17 protein-coding genes and 1 other RNA gene are annotated in these 17614 nt (G+C 47.0%); 9 read left to right on the top strand and 9 right to left on the bottom strand.

Annotated features, from left to right (window positions below):
- Positions 1 to 224 precede the first annotated feature (224 nt).
- Positions 225 to 1376 (bottom strand): methionine adenosyltransferase, encoded by a 1152-nt coding sequence (gene metK / locus J4N45_RS16595; protein ID WP_234495121.1) that lies wholly within the window; start codon positions 1374 to 1376, stop codon positions 225 to 227.
- Between the two features lie 310 nt (positions 1377 to 1686).
- Between metK and tkt the strand changes: the two genes are divergently transcribed.
- Positions 1687 to 3699 carry a transketolase gene (gene tkt, locus J4N45_RS16590; RefSeq protein WP_112478572.1) on the top strand — a complete coding sequence of 671 codons (2013 nt, stop codon included), beginning with the start codon at positions 1687 to 1689 and terminating at the stop codon, positions 3697 to 3699.
- Positions 3700 to 3750: 51 nt separating this feature from the next.
- On the opposite strand, the gene J4N45_RS16585 is transcribed toward tkt, so the two are convergent.
- Entirely contained in the window at positions 3751 to 3987 is a 237-nt protein-coding gene (locus tag J4N45_RS16585; protein ID WP_503056906.1) for a hypothetical protein, read from the bottom strand.
- 218 nt (positions 3988 to 4205) lie between these two features.
- On the opposite strand from J4N45_RS16585, the gene epd reads away from it, so the two are divergent.
- The 4 genes from epd to mscS all read left to right on the top strand — a co-directional run bounded on the left by epd (position 4206) and on the right by mscS (position 8891).
- Complete coding sequence (epd, locus tag J4N45_RS16580; RefSeq protein WP_252012605.1) at positions 4206 to 5231, top strand: erythrose-4-phosphate dehydrogenase; 1026 nt, start codon at positions 4206 to 4208, stop codon at positions 5229 to 5231.
- Between the two features lie 152 nt (positions 5232 to 5383).
- On the top strand, positions 5384 to 6547 hold the full coding sequence (locus J4N45_RS16575; protein WP_112478570.1) for a phosphoglycerate kinase: 1164 nt from the start codon (positions 5384 to 5386) through the stop codon (positions 6545 to 6547).
- A 138-nt stretch (positions 6548 to 6685) separates the two neighbouring features.
- Positions 6686 to 7762 (top strand): class II fructose-bisphosphate aldolase, encoded by a 1077-nt coding sequence (gene fbaA / locus J4N45_RS16570; RefSeq protein ID WP_042473266.1) that lies wholly within the window; start codon positions 6686 to 6688, stop codon positions 7760 to 7762.
- 265 nt (positions 7763 to 8027) lie between these two features.
- Complete coding sequence (gene mscS / locus J4N45_RS16565) at positions 8028 to 8891, top strand: small-conductance mechanosensitive channel MscS (RefSeq protein ID WP_042473269.1); 864 nt, start codon at positions 8028 to 8030, stop codon at positions 8889 to 8891.
- A 38-nt stretch (positions 8892 to 8929) separates the two neighbouring features.
- Here the strand turns inward: mscS and J4N45_RS16560 are convergent, their stop codons facing one another.
- Positions 8930 to 9427 (bottom strand): YbaK/EbsC family protein, encoded by a 498-nt coding sequence (locus J4N45_RS16560; RefSeq protein WP_252012603.1) that lies wholly within the window; start codon positions 9425 to 9427, stop codon positions 8930 to 8932.
- Between the two features lie 6 nt (positions 9428 to 9433).
- Positions 9434 to 10054 (bottom strand): LysE/ArgO family amino acid transporter, encoded by a 621-nt coding sequence (locus J4N45_RS16555; RefSeq protein ID WP_042496218.1) that lies wholly within the window; start codon positions 10052 to 10054, stop codon positions 9434 to 9436.
- A 121-nt stretch (positions 10055 to 10175) separates the two neighbouring features.
- Here J4N45_RS16555 and J4N45_RS16550 point away from each other — a divergent pair, with 121 nt between their 5' ends.
- Together J4N45_RS16550 and J4N45_RS16545 are read left to right on the top strand one after the other, a co-directional pair.
- Complete coding sequence (locus J4N45_RS16550; RefSeq protein ID WP_234495124.1) at positions 10176 to 11072, top strand: LysR family transcriptional regulator ArgP; 897 nt, start codon at positions 10176 to 10178, stop codon at positions 11070 to 11072.
- A 106-nt stretch (positions 11073 to 11178) separates the two neighbouring features.
- A complete protein-coding gene (locus tag J4N45_RS16545) occupies positions 11179 to 11886 on the top strand; it encodes an oxidative stress defense protein (protein WP_252012602.1) in 708 nt (235 codons plus the stop codon).
- Between the two features lie 237 nt (positions 11887 to 12123).
- Here the strand turns inward: J4N45_RS16545 and serA are convergent, their stop codons facing one another.
- The 5 genes from serA to zapA form a co-directional block, all read right to left on the bottom strand.
- The gene (gene serA / locus J4N45_RS16540; RefSeq protein ID WP_042473278.1) at positions 12124 to 13353 is read right to left on the bottom strand and encodes a phosphoglycerate dehydrogenase; all 1230 of its coding nucleotides are present in this window, start codon (positions 13351 to 13353) and stop codon (positions 12124 to 12126) included.
- Positions 13354 to 13645: 292 nt separating this feature from the next.
- Positions 13646 to 14302 carry a ribose-5-phosphate isomerase RpiA gene (gene rpiA / locus J4N45_RS16535; protein ID WP_128649339.1) on the bottom strand — a complete coding sequence of 219 codons (657 nt, stop codon included), beginning with the start codon at positions 14300 to 14302 and terminating at the stop codon, positions 13646 to 13648.
- A 136-nt stretch (positions 14303 to 14438) separates the two neighbouring features.
- Complete coding sequence (locus J4N45_RS16530; protein WP_252012601.1) at positions 14439 to 15026, bottom strand: 5-formyltetrahydrofolate cyclo-ligase; 588 nt, start codon at positions 15024 to 15026, stop codon at positions 14439 to 14441.
- A 3-nt stretch (positions 15027 to 15029) separates the two neighbouring features.
- Positions 15030 to 15213, bottom strand: a non-coding RNA gene (ssrS, locus tag J4N45_RS16525) — 6S RNA.
- A gap of 1 nt (position 15214) precedes the next feature.
- Positions 15215 to 15526 (bottom strand): cell division protein ZapA, encoded by a 312-nt coding sequence (gene zapA, locus J4N45_RS16520; protein WP_042473283.1) that lies wholly within the window; start codon positions 15524 to 15526, stop codon positions 15215 to 15217.
- Between the two features lie 276 nt (positions 15527 to 15802).
- On the opposite strand from zapA, the gene J4N45_RS16515 reads away from it, so the two are divergent.
- Both J4N45_RS16515 and ubiH read left to right on the top strand, forming a co-directional pair.
- Positions 15803 to 16384, top strand: coding sequence for a YecA/YgfB family protein (locus tag J4N45_RS16515; protein WP_252012599.1), 582 nt, complete (start codon positions 15803 to 15805; stop codon positions 16382 to 16384).
- A 73-nt stretch (positions 16385 to 16457) separates the two neighbouring features.
- Positions 16458 to 17609: a 2-octaprenyl-6-methoxyphenyl hydroxylase gene (gene ubiH, locus J4N45_RS16510; protein ID WP_252014710.1), complete on the top strand. Its 1152-nt coding sequence runs from the start codon at positions 16458 to 16460 to the stop codon at positions 17607 to 17609.
- The last annotated feature ends 5 nt before the right edge of the window (positions 17610 to 17614 follow it).

Below are 17614 nucleotides of genomic sequence, written 5' to 3'. Positions count from 1 at the left end.
ACGAACAAACCGAGCAAATTGGTCTATTCGCAAGGGCACTTTTGATTAACTATTGACCGTGTTACAGGAAAACACAATTTTCAAAAGGGTATTAAATCAAAGCCATTTGAGTTGAAGTTAACAACTTGGTAACAAAGTATTTGAAAAGACAGGATTAAAAAAATAAAAAAGCCCTCAAAAAAATTTGAGGGCTTTTTTGGAGTAAATACTCAGACTAAGAGTAATTACAGACCAGCGAAATCACGTAGGATTGCCGCTTTGTCTGTCGCTTCCCAAGGGAACTCTTCGCGACCGAAGTGACCGTATGCTGCAGTCTTCTTATAGATAGGTTGCAGTAGGTTTAGCATCTCTTGCAGGCCGTATGGACGTAGGTCGAAGTTTTGACGAACCGCCTCTACGATGATGTCGTGAGAAACTTTTTCAGTACCAAATGTCTCAACCATGATAGATGTTGGATCAGCAACACCGATTGCGTAAGACAGTTGGATCTCACAACGGTCAGCCATACCAGCCGCTACGATGTTCTTCGCTACATAACGTGCTGCGTATGCTGCAGAGCGGTCGACTTTTGATGGATCTTTACCAGAGAACGCACCGCCACCGTGACGAGCTGCGCCGCCGTAGGTATCAACGATGATCTTACGACCCGTTAGACCACAGTCACCCATAGGACCGCCGATTACGAAACGACCGGTTGGGTTGATGAAGAAGTTGGTTTCTTTGTTGATCCACTCAGATGGAAGTACTGGCTTGATGATCTCTTCCATTACTGCTTCACGCAGGTCAGGTGTTGAGATTGAATCACAGTGCTGAGTTGAAAGAACAACCGCATCGATACCAACGATCTTACCTTGGTCGTATTGGAACGTTACCTGAGACTTAGCGTCTGGACGTAGCCAAGGTAGAGTGCCGTTCTTACGTACTTCCGCTTGCTTTTGAACAAGACGGTGAGAGTAAGTGATAGGTGCTGGCATTAGGATGTCAGTTTCGTTGGTTGCGTAACCGAACATGATGCCTTGGTCGCCCGCGCCTTGCTCTTTAGGATCTTCTTTATCAACACCTTGGTTGATGTCTGGAGACTGCTTACCGATGGTGTTTAGAACGGCACAAGAGTCCGCGTCAAAACCCATGTCAGAGTGAACGTAGCCGATTTCGCGAACGGTTTCACGAGTTAGCTCTTCGATGTCTACCCATGCTGAAGTGGTGATCTCACCACCCACCATCACCATGCCAGTCTTAACGTAAGTTTCACAAGCAACACGTGCTTTTGGATCTTGTTCTAGGATTGCATCAAGAACCGCGTCAGAGATTTGGTCTGCGATTTTATCTGGATGGCCTTCTGATACTGACTCAGAAGTAAACAGGTGCTTAGCCATGAGAGCTCCAATTACTGTTTTTAAGCGAGTGTCGAATCACTCACTTGTAATAAATTCAATGATATATAGTAGGTGTATCTACATCTAGACGTCTATTCTAGTCATCAATGTTCGATTAGCAAGCGATTTTTGCTTTTAACATATAGCCAAACGTTTGCCTATTTTGCGCGTGGATCGCCACATTCCGGCGACATTATTCGGCGATAATGCCAAAAAATGACGGTAAATCGTTTGCAGAGACTATATGGCTTTGCGACAATAGCCGCCGCTGATTATTCAATCAGTCTATGAAAAACTTGGAATTCGCTTAATGCACTCAGGAGCAGACATGTCTTCTCGTAAACAACTCGCTAATGCAATCCGCGCGCTAAGCATGGATGGTGTTCAACAAGCTAACTCAGGTCACCCAGGTGCACCAATGGGTATGGCAGATATCGCTGAAGTTCTTTGGCGTTCTCACCTAAATCACAACCCTTCAAACCCAGAGTGGGCTGACCGCGACCGTTTCGTACTGTCAAACGGCCACGGCTCAATGCTGATTTACTCTCTGCTTCACCTAAGCGGTTACGAGCTATCAATTGACGATCTTAAAAACTTCCGTCAACTGCACTCAAAAACACCAGGTCACCCAGAGTACGGCTACGCACCAGGTATCGAGACGACGACTGGTCCTCTAGGTCAAGGCATCACTAACGCGGTTGGTATGGCGATTGCTGAGAAATCTCTTGCAGCGCAATTCAACAAAGAAGGTCACGATATCGTTGACCACTTCACTTATGTATTCATGGGTGATGGCTGTCTGATGGAAGGTATCTCTCACGAAGCGTGTTCACTAGCGGGTACCCTAGGTCTAGGCAAGCTGATCGCGTTCTGGGATGACAACGGCATCTCTATCGATGGTGAAGTGGAAGGTTGGTTCTCTGATGACACACCTAAGCGCTTCGAAGCTTACGGCTGGCACGTAATTCCTGCAGTAGACGGTCACGATGCTGACGCGATCAATGCAGCGATTGAAGCGGCAAAAGCGGATCCACGTCCAACACTTATCTGTACTAAAACCATCATCGGTTTTGGTTCACCAAACAAAGCGGGCTCTCACGACTGTCACGGTGCACCACTAGGTCACGACGAAATCGCAGCAGCACGTGAATTCCTAGGCTGGGAACACGGTCCATTCGAAATCCCTGCTGACATCAAAGCAGAGTGGGATGCAAACGAAGCGGGTAGCGCAAAAGAAGCAGCTTGGAACGAGAAGCTAGCAGCTTATGAAGCGGCTTACCCAGAGCTTGCGGCTGAGTTTAAGCGTCGCGTGAACGGTGAGCTTCCAGCTCAGTGGGAACAAGAAGCAAGCAAGATCATTGCTGACCTTCAAGCGAACCCAGCAAATATTGCATCACGTAAAGCGTCTCAAAACGCACTAGAAGCGTTCGGTAAGATGCTTCCTGAATTCATGGGCGGCTCTGCTGACCTAGCGCCATCAAACCTAACCATGTGGTCTGGTTCTCAGTCGCTAACGGCTGACGATGCGTCTGGTAACTACATCCACTACGGTGTACGTGAATTCGGTATGACAGCGATCATCAACGGTATCGCTCTGCACGGTGGTTTCGTACCATACGGTGCAACCTTCCTAATGTTCATGGAATACGCTCGTAACGCAATGCGCATGGCAGCACTGATGAAAGTGCAAAACATCCAGGTTTACACTCACGACTCTATCGGTCTGGGTGAAGATGGCCCGACGCACCAACCGGTTGAGCAAATCGCATCACTGCGCGTGACGCCAAACATGAGCACATGGCGTCCATGTGACCAGGTTGAGTCTGCAGTGGCTTGGAAATACGCAATTGAGCGTAAAGACGGCCCTACATCGCTTATCTTCTCTCGTCAAAACCTAACACAGCAAGATCGTGACGCTGAGCAGCTAGCAAACGTTGCTAAAGGTGGTTACATTCTGAAAGATTGCGAAGGCACGCCTGAGCTGATCCTTATTGCGACAGGTTCTGAAGTTGAGCTAGCAACAAATGCTTACGCTGAGCTAACGGCTGAAGGTAAGAAAGTACGCGTAGTGTCTCTTCCTTCTACTGACGTATTTGATGCGCAAGATGAAGCATACCGTGAAGCAGTTCTTCCAGCGGCAGTAACTAAGCGTATCGCAGTTGAAGCGGGTATTGCGGATTACTGGTACAAGTATGTAGGCTTCGGTGGCAAGATCATCGGTATGACGACATTCGGTGAGTCTGCACCAGCAGGCGAGCTATTCAAGATGTTTGGTTTCACAACGGAAAACGTTGTGAACACCGCAAAAGAGCTGCTTGCATAAGCACCTTTTCTTGAAATGAAAAACCGAGCCTAGTGCTCGGTTTTTTTATGGCTATTCAAACTCTTTGCCCTTGTTATCAAGTGTGCGTTTGCCACAGTCTTGGCAGGTTATGTAGCGATCCATATCGTAGTAATGGCCGCCATTAATAAACGTATGCGCAAACAGCTTAATCTTGCCCATTAAGGATGGATCGGTATCGTAACTGCTTGGCTTGCGTACCAGCATCTCTTTGTGAGTGGTGGGTTTGTTGCAAGCTTTGCAGTAGGTTGAGCTTGTCATAGAGAACACCTCCTGTGCGTTAAAAACTGTGCGATTAAAAGACACAAGATCATGACTCTTATTTGAGTGTAACAAGGCTATTGCGAGGAAGAGTGAGCGCGTTAGAGAGATGCATCGCAACTAATGGTGAAAAATAGCGCAATCAAATTGCGAATCACGTAATGCGAAATGTCGGTCGATCGGTTACCATGCAAGCCCTTATCACGTGAACAAAAAGGCGTAATGCGATGCTAAGAGTGGCAATTAATGGCTTTGGACGCATTGGACGGAATGTACTCAGAGCGCTATACGAAAGCGAGAAGAACGACCAAATTAAAGTCGTCGCCGTTAACGAGTTGGCGCAACCTGAAGCGATGGCTCACCTGCTTCAATACGATACCAGTCATGGTCGTTTTGATAAGAAGGTTTCTCATGACCAAGAGCATTTGTACCTTACGCATAAAGATGGTCAGTTCGACACCATTCGTATTTTGCATCTTGAGGACATCAGCCTGTTACCGTGGAAAAACCTAGAGGTTGATATCGTATTAGATTGCACTGGTGTATTCGGTAGCCGCGCTGATGGCGAGAAACACATCGAAGCTGGTGCAAAGAAGGTGCTGTTTTCTCACCCTGGCAGCAATGATCTTGATAACACCATTATTTACGGTGTTAACCACCATACTCTGACCAAAGATCACACCATTGTCTCCAATGGTTCTTGTACCACGAACTGTATCGTGCCGGTTATCCAAGCGTTAGATGAAGCCTTTGGTATCGACTCTGGAACGATCACCAGCATTCACTCTTCCATGAATGATCAACAAGTTATCGACGCGTACCATGGCGATCTACGCCGTACTCGCTCAGCGAGTTTATCCATCATTCCGGTGGATACGAAACTCCACAAGGGCATCGAACGCATCTTTCCGAAATTTTCTAACAAATTTGAAGCAATTTCTGTAAGAGTGCCAACAATTAACGTCACCGCTATGGATCTTAGTGTAACTATAAATACGAATGTGAAAGTTAATGACGTAAATCAAGTCATTATTAACGCTTCTCGGTGTACATTAGACGGCATTGTTGACTATACTGAAGCTCCGCTGGTTTCCGTGGACTTTAACCACGACCCGCACAGTGCCATTGTTGATGGGACACAGACTCGAGTGAGTGATGGTCGTCTAGTCAAAATGCTGGTGTGGTGTGACAACGAGTGGGGCTTTGCTAACCGCATGTTAGACACCGCGTTAGCAATGCAAGCGTCTCAGTAGTATCAAGGGCGCTCTTGGGGAAAAATATTAATTTCGAAGGTTGAAATTAATATTCATGAGCCCAATATAAGTAAGCAGTTGATGAATTCTAAAACTTGGCAAGAAGCCGGGTTTCAAAAACTTTATTTATTTTTTAGTTGAGAGGACTAAACATGTCTGTAATCAAGATGACTGACCTGGATCTAGCAGGTAAACGCGTATTTATCCGTGCTGATCTGAACGTACCTGTAAAAGACGGTAAAGTAACATCTGACGCTCGTATCATTGCGTCTCTACCAACCATCAAGCACTGCCTAGAAGCTGGCGCTAAAGTTATGGTTACGTCTCACCTTGGTCGTCCTACTGAAGGCGAGTACGCAGAAGAATTCTCTCTACAACCTGTAGTTAACTACCTAAACGACGCACTAGATTGCGACGTTAAACTAGCAAAAGATTACCTAGACGGCCTAGAGCTTAACGCTGGTGAGCTAGTTGTTCTTGAAAACGTTCGCTTTAACAAAGGCGAAAAGAAGAACGAAGAAGAGCTATCTAAGAAATACGCTGCACTGTGTGACATCTTCGTAATGGATGCATTCGGTACTGCTCACCGTGCACAAGCTTCAACTCACGGTGTTGGCATGAACGCACCTGTAGCGTGTGCTGGTCCTCTACTAGCTAACGAACTAGACGCATTAGGCAAAGCAATGGACAAGCCTGCTCGTCCAATGGTTGCTATCGTTGGTGGTTCTAAAGTATCGACTAAGCTAACGGTTCTTGAGTCACTATCTAAAATCGCTGACCAACTTGTTGTTGGTGGTGGTATCGCGAACACGTTCATCGCTGCAGCTGGCCACAACGTTGGTAAGTCTCTATACGAAGCAGACCTAGTAGACACAGCTAAGAAGCTAATGGATGAGTGTGCAATTCCAGTTGCGACTGACGTTGCATGTGCAAAAGCATTCGACGAGAACGCAGAAGCTGAAATCAAGCACGTATCTGAAGTTCAAGACGACGACATGATTTTCGACCTAGGTCCAGACTCAACAGCTGAACTAGCGAAAATCCTGAAAGATGCTAAAACTATCCTATGGAACGGCCCTGTTGGCGTATTCGAATTCAAGAACTTCGAAGCGGGTACAGAAGGCATTTCTAAAGCGATCGCTGAATCTGAAGGTTTCTCTGTAGCAGGTGGTGGTGACACGCTAGCAGCTATCGACAAGTTCGGTATCAAAGCTGACGTTTCTTACATCTCTACAGGTGGCGGTGCTTTCCTTGAGTTTGTTGAAGGCAAAGTACTACCAGCAGTAGCAATGCTTGAAGAGCGTGCTAAAGCATAATTATCTTTTTATAAAGCGGACTGATTGGTCCGCTTTTATCTATGCTGCAATGGCTGGTTAACTTTGATACAATGCCGCCCATTGTGAGCAAACGATTGCCAATTTTTATTTAAAACGACAGAAAATAGGACTTATTCCATGTCTAAGATCTTCGACTTCGTAAAACCAGGTGTTATCTCTGGCGATGACGTTCAGAAAGTATTTGAAGTTGCTAAAGAGAACAACTTCGCTCTTCCTGCAGTTAACGTAGTTAACACTGACTCTATCAACGGTGTTCTTGAAGCTGCAGCTAAAGTTAAAGCTCCAGTTGTAGTTCAGTTCTCTAACGGCGGTGCTGGCTTCTTCGCTGGTAAAGGCGTTAAGCTTGAAGGTCAAGGCGCACAAATCCTAGGTGCAGTTGCTGGTGCGAAATACGTACACGCAGTAGCTGAGTCTTACGGTGTTCCAGTTATCCTTCACACTGACCACGCTGCTAAGAAACTTCTACCATGGATCGACGGTCTTCTAGATGCAGGTGAAGAGTTCTTCGCTCAAACTGGTAAGCCTCTATTCTCTTCTCACATGATCGACCTTTCTGAAGAGTCTCTAGAAGAGAACATCGAAATCTCTGCTAAGTACCTAGCTCGCATGGCGAAAATGGGTATGACTCTAGAGATCGAACTAGGTTGTACTGGTGGTGAAGAAGACGGCGTAGATAACTCTCACATGGACGCATCTGAGCTTTACACTTCTCCAGAAGACGTAGCATACGCATACGAGAAACTAAACGCTGTTAGCCCACGTTTCACTATCGCTGCTTCTTTCGGTAACGTACACGGTGTTTACAAGCCAGGTAACGTTGTTCTAACTCCAACTATCCTACGTGACTCTCAAGCATACTGTGCAGAGAAGTTCGGTATCGCACCTAACGCTCTAAACTTCGTATTCCACGGTGGTTCTGGTTCTACTGAAGCAGAAATCCAAGAGTCTATCGGCTACGGTGTTATCAAAATGAACATCGATACTGATACACAGTGGGCAACTTGGGATGGTATCCGTTCTTACGAAGCTGAGAACCACGATTACCTACAAGGTCAAATCGGTAACCCAACTGGTGAAGACGCGCCAAACAAGAAGTACTACGATCCACGCGTATGGCTACGTGCTGGTCAATCTTCAATGGTTGCTCGTCTAGAGAAAGCTTTCGCTGACCTAAACGCTATCGACGTACTATAAGATTAAATCGCATACGATTTAACTGATAGTAAGATGAAAAAAGTCGCTCTTTGGAGCGGCTTTTTTTGTGTCTGATGAAAATTGTGTGATTGATCTTAAAAAAACTGGCATTAACGCATATGTTTGCGTAACCTTTTGTTAAGTAATGTGTATTGGTATTGATTTTCTGAATGCATTGCTAATTACGGCGCGCCTTTGCTAATAGTACAGTGGTATTAGCTAAGACTCGCTTTGCCCAATTCGTTTTATTTAAGAGGTACGCAATATGGCTGGTGAGTCAGTTGATATCGAAACTCCGCTCGTGGATAGCCTGTCGCATGCAGAAAAATGGCTAACCAATAACTCTGATCTTCTGATCCAGTACGGTGTAAACATCATCTCTGCACTGCTTATCCTATTTATCGGTAACATTATCGTTAAAGCGATAGCGGGCAGCGTCGCTAAGCTGCTGCACAAGAAGAAGATGGATAAAGCCGTCGTTGAGTTTATCCATGGGATTGTACGCTACACCTTATTTGTTATCGTACTCATTGCTGCATTAAGTCGCATCGGCGTACAAACCGCCTCAGTGGTAGCGGTGATCGGTGCTGCCGGTTTAGCTATCGGTCTTGCTCTGCAAGGCTCACTTTCTAACTTTGCAGCGGGTGTGCTTATTGTTGGTTTCCGTCCGTTTAAGTCAGGTGACTATGTAGAGATTGGCGGTGTAGCGGGTTCAGTGGATTCGATCCAGATCTTCCAAACTATCCTTACCACACCAGACAACAAGATGGTTGTGGTTCCAAACGCATCGGTCATTGGCTCTCCGATCACTAACTATTCGCGTCATGCGACTCGTCGTATCGACCACGTGATTGGCGTCTCTTACGGTGCAGATTTGAAGAAAACTCAAGAAGTGATTCGTAAGACGCTAGAAGCGGATGAGCGTATCCTTAAAGAGCCGGGTATTACCGTGGGTGTCGTTGCACTTGCTGATTCTTCAGTGAACTTTGTGGTTCGCCCTTGGGTTCGCACTGAGCAATACTGGGACGTTTACTTTGATACCCTACAAGCGATCAAAGAAGCTTTGGATGCCGAAGGTATCGAAATCCCATTCCCTCAGATGGATGTGCACTTGAACAAAGTGGACTGATCGCTCAGGCGTCACCATCAGATGTAAAAAAGGAGAAGCTAGGCTTCTCCTTTTTCTATTTCAATGATTTGGTTTGGAACGCTATCTAACACCTGCTTAAGAGCATTGCCGTCAATACCGAATGTCCACTCAGGCTTACCGGGCGTGTAAAGGATCTCTTCGGCATCAAATAAACGGCTATCGACAACGATGGCGATGTCATCGGGCAAGCCGATAGGGCAGACAGCTCCGGGAACACAGCCGATTTGTTCAATCATTTCTTCATTGCTACAGATAGAGGTGCGTTTGCCGAGCGCTTGTTTTAGCTGCGCTTTGTCTAGCCTTGAGTCTTTATCGGTTAGGAACAGAGCAAACCCGCCGCCTTTCTTTTTCAAAAACAGGCTCTTGCTATGCAGCCCAGTCCAGCCAAGCTCTTTCGCTATACGAACATCAGTTTCAAAATCCAGAATAGGCTCATGTTGCCACTTGGAAAAGGAGACGGATAACTGCTCCAAAAGCGCGACGTTAGCGAGGTAGATGGCTTCGGTTCTGTCCATCAAGACTTACTCCATTAATCCTTTTGTTAGTAACAGAGCAATAGTAAACATCATTGCCGCCACCGCCAAGTCGATACCCTTTTTAACTTTAGGTTTTGATAGCGTTGGACCAAGTTTAGCCGCGCCCATCGATAGGGAATAGAACCAAACGAATGACGCGAGTACCGTACCAATAGCAAAAGCAATTCGGTCATTGCCCTCAAATTGGCCACCAATGGAGCCAAGGATAACAACCGTATCTAGATAGAGATGTGGGTTCAACACCGTTACCGCTAGGGCACCCAACACCACTGTACGTCTTCCGCGTGCTAATACCTCGCCTGATGACTCTTTTGCTGCGGGTGCTTTAAACGCGCTGCGCAGTGACAACAAACCATAACCGGTTAGAAAGGCGATACCACCTAAAGTAACAGCGGTAAGCAGCAGCTCATTCTGCGACAAAATCGCACCGCCACCAAAGATACCCAGTGAGATGAACGTCATGTCTAGCAGGCTGCATACCGTTGCTGTTGTCAGGTGGTGATTGCGTTTAATCCCCTGATTTAATACATAAGCGTTCTGAGCGCCAATTGGGATAATCATTGTTGCGCCCAATCCGAAACCTTGAAGAAGCACCCAAAAATTCACTTTAATTTCCTCACCACTGCATAAAAGAGAGCGAGAGAATAGCGATTCGATTATGATTAGGATAGTTAATAATATTAATGATAAATAAGCTTAACTAATGGCTGTTTTGAGAGGTTAAAAGATGCGCGGATTAGACTACAAATGGATAGAGGCACTGGATGCCATTGTTGAGCAAAAAAGCTTCGATAAAGCGGCGGAACACCTATATATATCTCAATCTGCCGTATCTCAACGAGTGAAGCAACTGGAAAAATGGTTAGCGCAACCGGTATTGGTTCGCGAGCAACCACCGCGTCCAACCGCTGTAGGTAAAAAGCTGTTAGGTCTATATCGTCGAGTGCGCCTACTTGAGCAAGAATTGGTGCCTGAGCTTGCCGCGGATCTTGGCGATAAACCTTTATCGGTATCCTTGGCCACTAACGCAGATAGTCTCGCCACTTGGTTACTTCCAAGTCTGTTTCCTCTGCTCGAATCTAAGCGTGTCGAACTAGACCTTATTGTTGATGATGAAGGTCGAACCATAGAAAAGCTGAAAAATGGTGAAGTGGTGGGCGCGATCAGTCTCGAGCCACAATCTATTCCAGGCTGTGTTGCCGACTACTTGGGACGTGTGGATTACCTTTGTGTGGCGAGCCCAAGCTTTATTAAGCGCTACTTTAGCCAAGGCGTGAATCGTGAAACTTTGATGAAAGCGCCAGCGGTTGCTTACGACCAGCATGATAAGATGCATCAGAAGTTTGTTAACCAGCACTTCAATATCATGCGTGGCAACATACTCAAACATACGGTGCGAAGCTCAGAGGCGTTTGTGAAGTTAGCTGTTGCGGGTGTCGCATACTGTCTGATCCCCAAGCTTCAAATCCAAGAAGAGCTAGAGTCTGGCGCCCTCATCGAATTGACCCCTAATATCTTACTGTCACATCAGATCTACTGGCATCACTGGCAGCTCGAGAGCGGAGTACTCAGTGAGGTCTCAGATGCCATCATAGGACATGCTCGCCAGTTTTTGCCGCAGTAACGACAAAAACCTTTGGTCAACTTTCTGTCAGCTTTGCAATGTTTGGGAACCTATAGTCTGAACTTATGCCTAACATTGAGTATGAGAAATAAGACGAGGAGTCTTCATGAAAAAATTGTTTGCTGGTAAATGGGTTGTCGGTGCATTAACGGCGAGTTTAGCTGCAGCACCGGTATTTGCGAATCAACCAGACTTTGCTCACATCTCCACAACGGGTTACGGCGAGATCCAGGCCAAGCCTGATATGGCTGAGTTTTCAGTTCGCGTGGTGCAATCACAGATGGATGCAGACCAGGCCAAGCAAGGTGTGGACTCAGTTGTCGATAAATTTCTTGATGGCTTAACCAAGAATGGTATCGATAAAGCCGATATCCAAAGCTCAAATCTGTATCTCTCGCCGCAGTATCACTACCCAGATAAGGGCAAGCCTGAACTCATAGGTTATCGAGCTTCTCGCACGGTGACGGTTCAAGTGATGGACCTAGATAAGCTTAATAACTATTTAGACTTGGCTCTAGAATCTGGAATCAATCAAGTCGACAACATTCAACTCAAAGTGAAAGACGAAGGGCAGTATCAAGAAGCGGCCCGCATGGCGGCGATAAAAGATGCTCAAAGCAAAGCGTCTTCATTGGCGAAAGGCTTTGAACAGCAGCTTGGGAATGTGTGGCGTATTGAGTACCGTCAGCAAATGAATCAGCCGGTAGTGATGCGTGCGATGGCGATGGATAGTAAGGCGGAGTCGAATAGTTATCAGGACTCGGTGATTACGATTCGTGATCGGGTGGATGTGACTTATCGGATTGGTGAGTGATGGTTTTTGGAGTGCTTAGTGAGTTAGCTGTGTTTGCTAGAGGCTAAGGCGTCTACTTTAATTACTAACTTGTTGTAAGTTCAGCGCATTATACCCCCGATAGCTCCCCCTATATTAGGGGGAGAACCTAGGCTAGCTCCTGTCGTCGCATCGCCTTTTAGCAAAGCGGCGCGCAACGAGCATTGGCTCCTCCCCTTGCTAAGGGGAGGCTGGGAGGGGTAAAGCTCTTACTAACCATTAGTGAAGAATACGCGCTCTCAACGTCCCTTCAATTTGCTTCAACTTAGCCAACGCTTCTTCCGAACGCGCCGTCTCAACATCAATCACTACGTAACCGATATCTGCAGAAGTCTGCAGGTACTGACCCGCGATGTTGATCCCTTCATCCGCAAAGATGGTGTTGATTTGCGTTAGGATACCCGGGCGGTTTTGGTGAATGTGTAGTAGACGAGAACAGTCAGTGTGCTCTGGCAGTGATACCTCTGGGAAGTTCACGCTTGATAGCGTTGAGCCGTTATCTGAGTATTTCGCTAGCTTACCAGCAACCTCGACACCAATGTTCTCTTGTGCTTCTTGTGTAGAACCACCAACGTGCGGTGTAAGGATCACGTTGTCGAACTTCATCAGTGGAGACTCAAACGGGTCTGCATTGGTTTTTGGCTCTTCAGGGAATACGTCAATCGCTGCACCTGCTAGGTGACCGCCTTCAAGTGCATCACAAAGCGCAGGGATATCAACCACAGTACCGCGCGCAGCGTTGATAAAGATTGAGCCAGGCTTCATGCGTTCGAACTCTGCCGCGCCCATCATGTTCTTGGTACCTGCGGTTTCTGGAACGTGAAGTGAGATCACGTCACACTTATTCAGTAACTCAGTCATGGTGTGCACTTGAGTCGCATTACCAAGAGACAGTTTGTTCTCGATGTCGTAGAAGTAGACACGCATACCCAAGTTTTCCGCAATGATACCCAGCTGAGTACCAATGTGACCGTAACCGATGATACCTAGGCGCTTACCACGAGCTTCATAAGAGTTGTCCGCACTCTTCTTCCAGATACCACGGTGAGCGAGAGCATTCTTCTCTGGAATACCACGAAGTAGCAATAGAATCTGACCAAGTACTAGTTCAGCTACACTTCGCGTGTTTGAGAATGGAGCGTTGAAGACAGGCACACCGCGCTTGGCAGCGGCTTCAAGGTTAACTTGGTTAGTACCGATACAGAAACAGCCAATCGCCACCAGTTTCTCTGCCGCGTTGATCACCTTGTCGGTTAGGTTAGTACGGGAGCGAATACCGATAAAATGTACATCTTTCACTGCTTCCATTAGCTCTTCTTCTGGCAGAGAGCCTTTGTGGTAAGTGATGTTGGTGTAACCGGCAGCTTGTAGAACCTCTACAGAAGATGGATGCAAACCTTCCAGCAGAAGAATCTTAATCTTGTCTTTTTCCAGTGAAACTTTGGCCATTGAACTCATCCTTAACATGGGAAATTTGGGCTAAATTGGCGCACATTTGACAGTGAGAATATCAGGGAGGGAGCTTCCAACTGCTTGAGGCAAACGTTTTCCTTGTGCGTCTTGTGACCAATAAAGTAACAAAAAAGTTTAACGATGGGTAAGAAAATTACGGAATAAGGCATAATTTTCTTATAGGAAAACGAAAAAACGGCACCAAGGGTGCCGTTTGTAGTCAAATGACGTAATCGCGTTCAATATATCGGCCAGTTATAAGTCTGGCGACAACGCGAATGTGGAGTCATTAATCTTCGATTTTCGCGCCTTCTGGCGTACCTGTGATGATCACGTCGGCACCACGGTGCGCGAAGAGACCCACAGTAACAACACCCGCTAGAGCGTTAATGCTGTCTTCCATCGCTTTTGGATCAGTAATTTGCATACCGTGAACGTCTAGGATGACGTTGCCGTTATCCGTTACCACGCCTTCACGATATACAGGGTCGCCACCAAGTTTTACTAGCTCACGAGCCACGTAAGAGCGCGCCATTGGGATGACTTCAACTGGAAGAGGGAACTTACCCAATACGTCTACCGCCTTTGTACCGTCAACAATACACACGAACTTGTCTGAGATAGCTGCAACAATCTTCTCACGAGTGAGCGCCGCACCGCCGCCTTTGATCATGTCGCGAGTTGCGTTGATTTCATCAGCGCCATCGACGTAAACATCAAGCGCAGCCACATCGTTACAATCGAAAACTTCGATGCCAAGCGCTTCTAGCTTCTCAGTGGAAGCTACAGAGCTTGAAACAGCACCTTTGATGTCCTCTTTAATTGTGCCTAGTGCATCAATAAAGTGGTTAACAGTAGAGCCAGTGCCGACACCGACAATGCTGCCTTTTTCAACATACTTTAGTGCCGCCCAACCAGCAGCTTTCTTCATCTCGTCTTGAGTCATGGTGAAATCCCAGTTTTTAGAATTAAGGTGAAAATGCGGGCGAATTATATATCAAAATCATTAAAAAATGAGCGTAAAGTTGGCGAAATGAAGAAAATCGCCAAAAAACAGCAATCGTTTGCTCGGTGGAGGGGATTTACCAGCGCCAGATCTTGCTCGGTGTCATGATGGTACTAAGAGGAATGTCCCAGGACTCGGTTGGCAGCGCGCTTACCTGCTGACAGTCGTGCGCAAGTCCAATCGCGATAGGACCCGTTGACTTTGACTCCCAGGGTGCCAACGTTCGATCATAGTAACCCCCACCCATACCTAAGCGTTGACCCTGCTCGTCAAAGGCGACGAGTGGCGTAAAAATGATATCGAGGTCAGCGAGAGGACAAATCATTTGCGCATCAAGGCGCGGCTCGAGGATTTTATATTGGTTGTAGACCAGAGGCGTTGTTGGTGCGTAACGCAGAAACAACAATTGGCCCTTGGAAAAAGGGTGAATCACGGGAAGGTAGGTTTCGATGCCTTGCTGCCAGCACCATTCAATCATTGGCTGGGCATCTAGCTCACCGTCGGTGGCAAGATACAGGGCTATCTTTTTCGCTCGGCTAAGTTCTGGTAACTGCTTAGCACGCTCGGCTAACTCATCAGAGTATCGGATTTGTTGGTCTGAACTGATGGCTTGGCGGCGACCTCGAATCAAGGTTCGAATTTGCTGCCTAGTCGATAATGACATTAGGAATACCCCAGAGTGCCGTTGAGGATTGTGGCCCTTGAACCAGCTGGTTCAAGGCGGATCAGCAATGATAACCGTAGGCTTCTCGGTACGGGCCGAGCTTGCTCAATAGCTATCAAGTACTAACCCTTTGGTATTGCTTATCGGCTCAGGGACTTAAATCCACTGACGCACACCCCAGGGTAAAATTAGGCTTGCTGTCCTTGCTTTACTTTGCTGATGGCATCATCAAGTGATGCCGCGAGCTGCTCCATGCGCTCGTTCATTTCAGTCACTTCTTGAAGTGACTCATTACTGCGGTTGTTGAGCTCATACGACATGTTAAGCGCCGCAATGGTAAGCAGTTTCAACTCGTTGGTTACTTTAGTCCTTTCAGACATTTCTTGCAATCGGTTATCCAAGTCTTTCGCTGCTTGAACAAGGGTATCTTTCTGATCTGCAGGACAATTTACCCGAGTCAGTTTACCCAAAATTTCAACTTCGACAGCTTGATTTTCCATAATGACAAGAACTCTTTTAAGTATCACCAATAGCGGTAATGTTGAGGGAGAAACTATAGGTAAAGCCACATTAAGATTCAAGCTTTTCCGGTGACTCAGTGTTAAATGCGTGGCTAATCACACACGAAATCGACAATTCGCACAAAAGCTATTCAGAAACGAGTGCGACACCATTTCCGCCAAGTGTGTGAAGTGGTAGCATGGCACATCAAATTTGAATCAAGGTAGTCATGTTCTTTTTACAGTAGACTACCCCACAGGACAACGAGTATCGTTATGAGTGAATCAACACTACCCGATTACATTGCGGTGGCGACAGAGCTACAGCAGGCAGGACTTGCCGTTTCCCCAGCCGAACTACATGGCCTATTGGTCGGTATGTTGAGTGGTGGTTTAGGGCTAAAGGATGACAGCTGGCAACCGTTATTGTTTGATTACACCAATGATGGACTCGGTTGGCCGCAATCATTATTGACTCGCTCAAGAGAGCTTCTTGATCTTTCTATCAAAGAACTTACGGCTGAGCAGAGCTTTGAGCTCGCACTGTTTATCCCTGGTGAAGGTGTGGAAGCCGATCTGTTCGAACAAGCAGATGGGCTCAGCGAGTGGGTCAATCACTTCATCTCTGGCTTGGGGCTTATTAATGCTCAGCTTGCTAAGGCATCGGCGGACACCAAAGAAGCGCTCGCTGACCTAGAAGAGATCGCAAGATTAGGCATCGATGAAGATGATGATATGGAAGAGCAGGCACAGTTGCTTGAGCAGGTTATTGAGCATGTTAAAGCGTGCGTTCTGACCATCCATGCTGAGTTTGGCGTAAAACCAAGTAAAGAATCAGAGACACCTACCATCCACTAAGGTCGGAGAGGGTTTGGCTACAAGGAGAATATCCGTGCCCAAAGAGTATGATGTTGTTATTGCTGGTGGAGCTATGGCAGGCGCAACGCTTGCCATGGCGCTAGATTCCAGCACTAATCATGCGTTAAAGATTGCGGTCGTCGAGCCATATGCGCAAGGTAATGCCGCTCACCCGGGCTTTGATGCTCGCTCTATTGCTCTGTCTTATGGCAGTGTCGAACTTCTGAAACGTTACGACCTTTGGTGTCTCATCGAGGATCACGCTACGCCGATCACACATATTCATGTCTCAGACCGAGGTCATGCTGGAATGACAGATTTCCATGCTGACAAAGAAGGTCTGGATGCGATGGGTTATGTTGTTGAGTTGGCTGAAGTTGGGCAGCGGTTTAGCGATGAACTAGCCACTCGCTCCCACATCGATTTGTTCTGCCCAAATGCAGTTACGCACCTCGTTCAGCAGCAAGATAAGGTGGTTCTTGACCTCACCTCTGACGAAGGTGACCAGCAGCTTCACGCTAAGCTAGTGGTTGCCGCCGACGGTGCAGATTCTGCGATTTGCCAAGCGGTTGGACTAGGACAAGAGATTCGAGATTTCAATCAAGTTGCCGTTATCGCGAATGTGCTGACTAGCGAGGCACCAAACGGTCGAGCGTTTGAACGATTTACGGAACATGGTCCATTGGCTTTGCTCCCAATGTCACAATCGCGCAGCTCACTTGTTTGGTGCTTGCCTCCAGAAGAGGCAGCGGATGTGCAATCACTCTCGGATTCATCGTTTCTCGAGAAACTGCAACAGGCATTTGGGTGGCGTTTGGGGAGGTTTACTCGCGTGGGCTCTGTGGTTAGTTATCCACTGTTGCTCAAACACCGTCCACAAATCGTGAGTCATCGAGTAGCTGCTGTAGGCAATGCGGCACAGACCCTTCACCCGATAGCAGGGCAAGGCTTCAACCTAGGAATTCGCGATATTGCGACTCTGGTCGATTCGTTACTGGAAAACCTTAAAGACGTCGGCGAATACGCTAATCTAACAAGGTTCCAGGCACAACGTCAGTCGGATAGAGAGCTGACGATAACCATGACATCAGGTTTGGTGCATGTATTTTCCAACGATTTGCTCACGCTTCGCGTAGCTCGAAATCTTGGACTGGCAATGATGGACAATTTCCCACGTCTGAAGACGCCAGTGTTCAACCGAGCGTTGGGCGTGGTGAAAAGGTAAGGCAA

The sequence above is a fragment of the Vibrio sp. SCSIO 43140 genome, from assembly GCF_023716585.1.
Lineage (GTDB): Bacteria > Pseudomonadota > Gammaproteobacteria > Enterobacterales > Vibrionaceae > Vibrio > Vibrio maritimus_B.
This window is presented reverse-complemented; position numbering and strand designations above follow the sequence as displayed.

Coding starts and splice junctions, on each gene's coding strand:
- metK (WP_234495121.1), bottom strand. CDS start 1,376: ATGGCTAAGCACCTGTTTACTTCTGAGTCAGTATCAGAAGGCCATCCA.
- tkt (WP_112478572.1), top strand. CDS start 1,687: ATGCACTCAGGAGCAGACATGTCTTCTCGTAAACAACTCGCTAATGCA.
- epd (WP_252012605.1), top strand. CDS start 4,206: ATGCTAAGAGTGGCAATTAATGGCTTTGGACGCATTGGACGGAATGTA.
- J4N45_RS16575 (WP_112478570.1), top strand. CDS start 5,384: ATGTCTGTAATCAAGATGACTGACCTGGATCTAGCAGGTAAACGCGTA.
- fbaA (WP_042473266.1), top strand. CDS start 6,686: ATGTCTAAGATCTTCGACTTCGTAAAACCAGGTGTTATCTCTGGCGAT.
- mscS (WP_042473269.1), top strand. CDS start 8,028: ATGGCTGGTGAGTCAGTTGATATCGAAACTCCGCTCGTGGATAGCCTG.
- J4N45_RS16560 (WP_252012603.1), bottom strand. CDS start 9,427: ATGGACAGAACCGAAGCCATCTACCTCGCTAACGTCGCGCTTTTGGAG.
- J4N45_RS16550 (WP_234495124.1), top strand. CDS start 10,176: ATGCGCGGATTAGACTACAAATGGATAGAGGCACTGGATGCCATTGTT.
- J4N45_RS16545 (WP_252012602.1), top strand. CDS start 11,179: ATGAAAAAATTGTTTGCTGGTAAATGGGTTGTCGGTGCATTAACGGCG.
- serA (WP_042473278.1), bottom strand. CDS start 13,353: ATGGCCAAAGTTTCACTGGAAAAAGACAAGATTAAGATTCTTCTGCTG.
- rpiA (WP_128649339.1), bottom strand. CDS start 14,302: ATGACTCAAGACGAGATGAAGAAAGCTGCTGGTTGGGCGGCACTAAAG.
- J4N45_RS16530 (WP_252012601.1), bottom strand. CDS start 15,026: ATGTCATTATCGACTAGGCAGCAAATTCGAACCTTGATTCGAGGTCGC.
- zapA (WP_042473283.1), bottom strand. CDS start 15,526: ATGGAAAATCAAGCTGTCGAAGTTGAAATTTTGGGTAAACTGACTCGG.
- J4N45_RS16515 (WP_252012599.1), top strand. CDS start 15,803: ATGAGTGAATCAACACTACCCGATTACATTGCGGTGGCGACAGAGCTA.
- ubiH (WP_252014710.1), top strand. CDS start 16,458: ATGGCAGGCGCAACGCTTGCCATGGCGCTAGATTCCAGCACTAATCAT.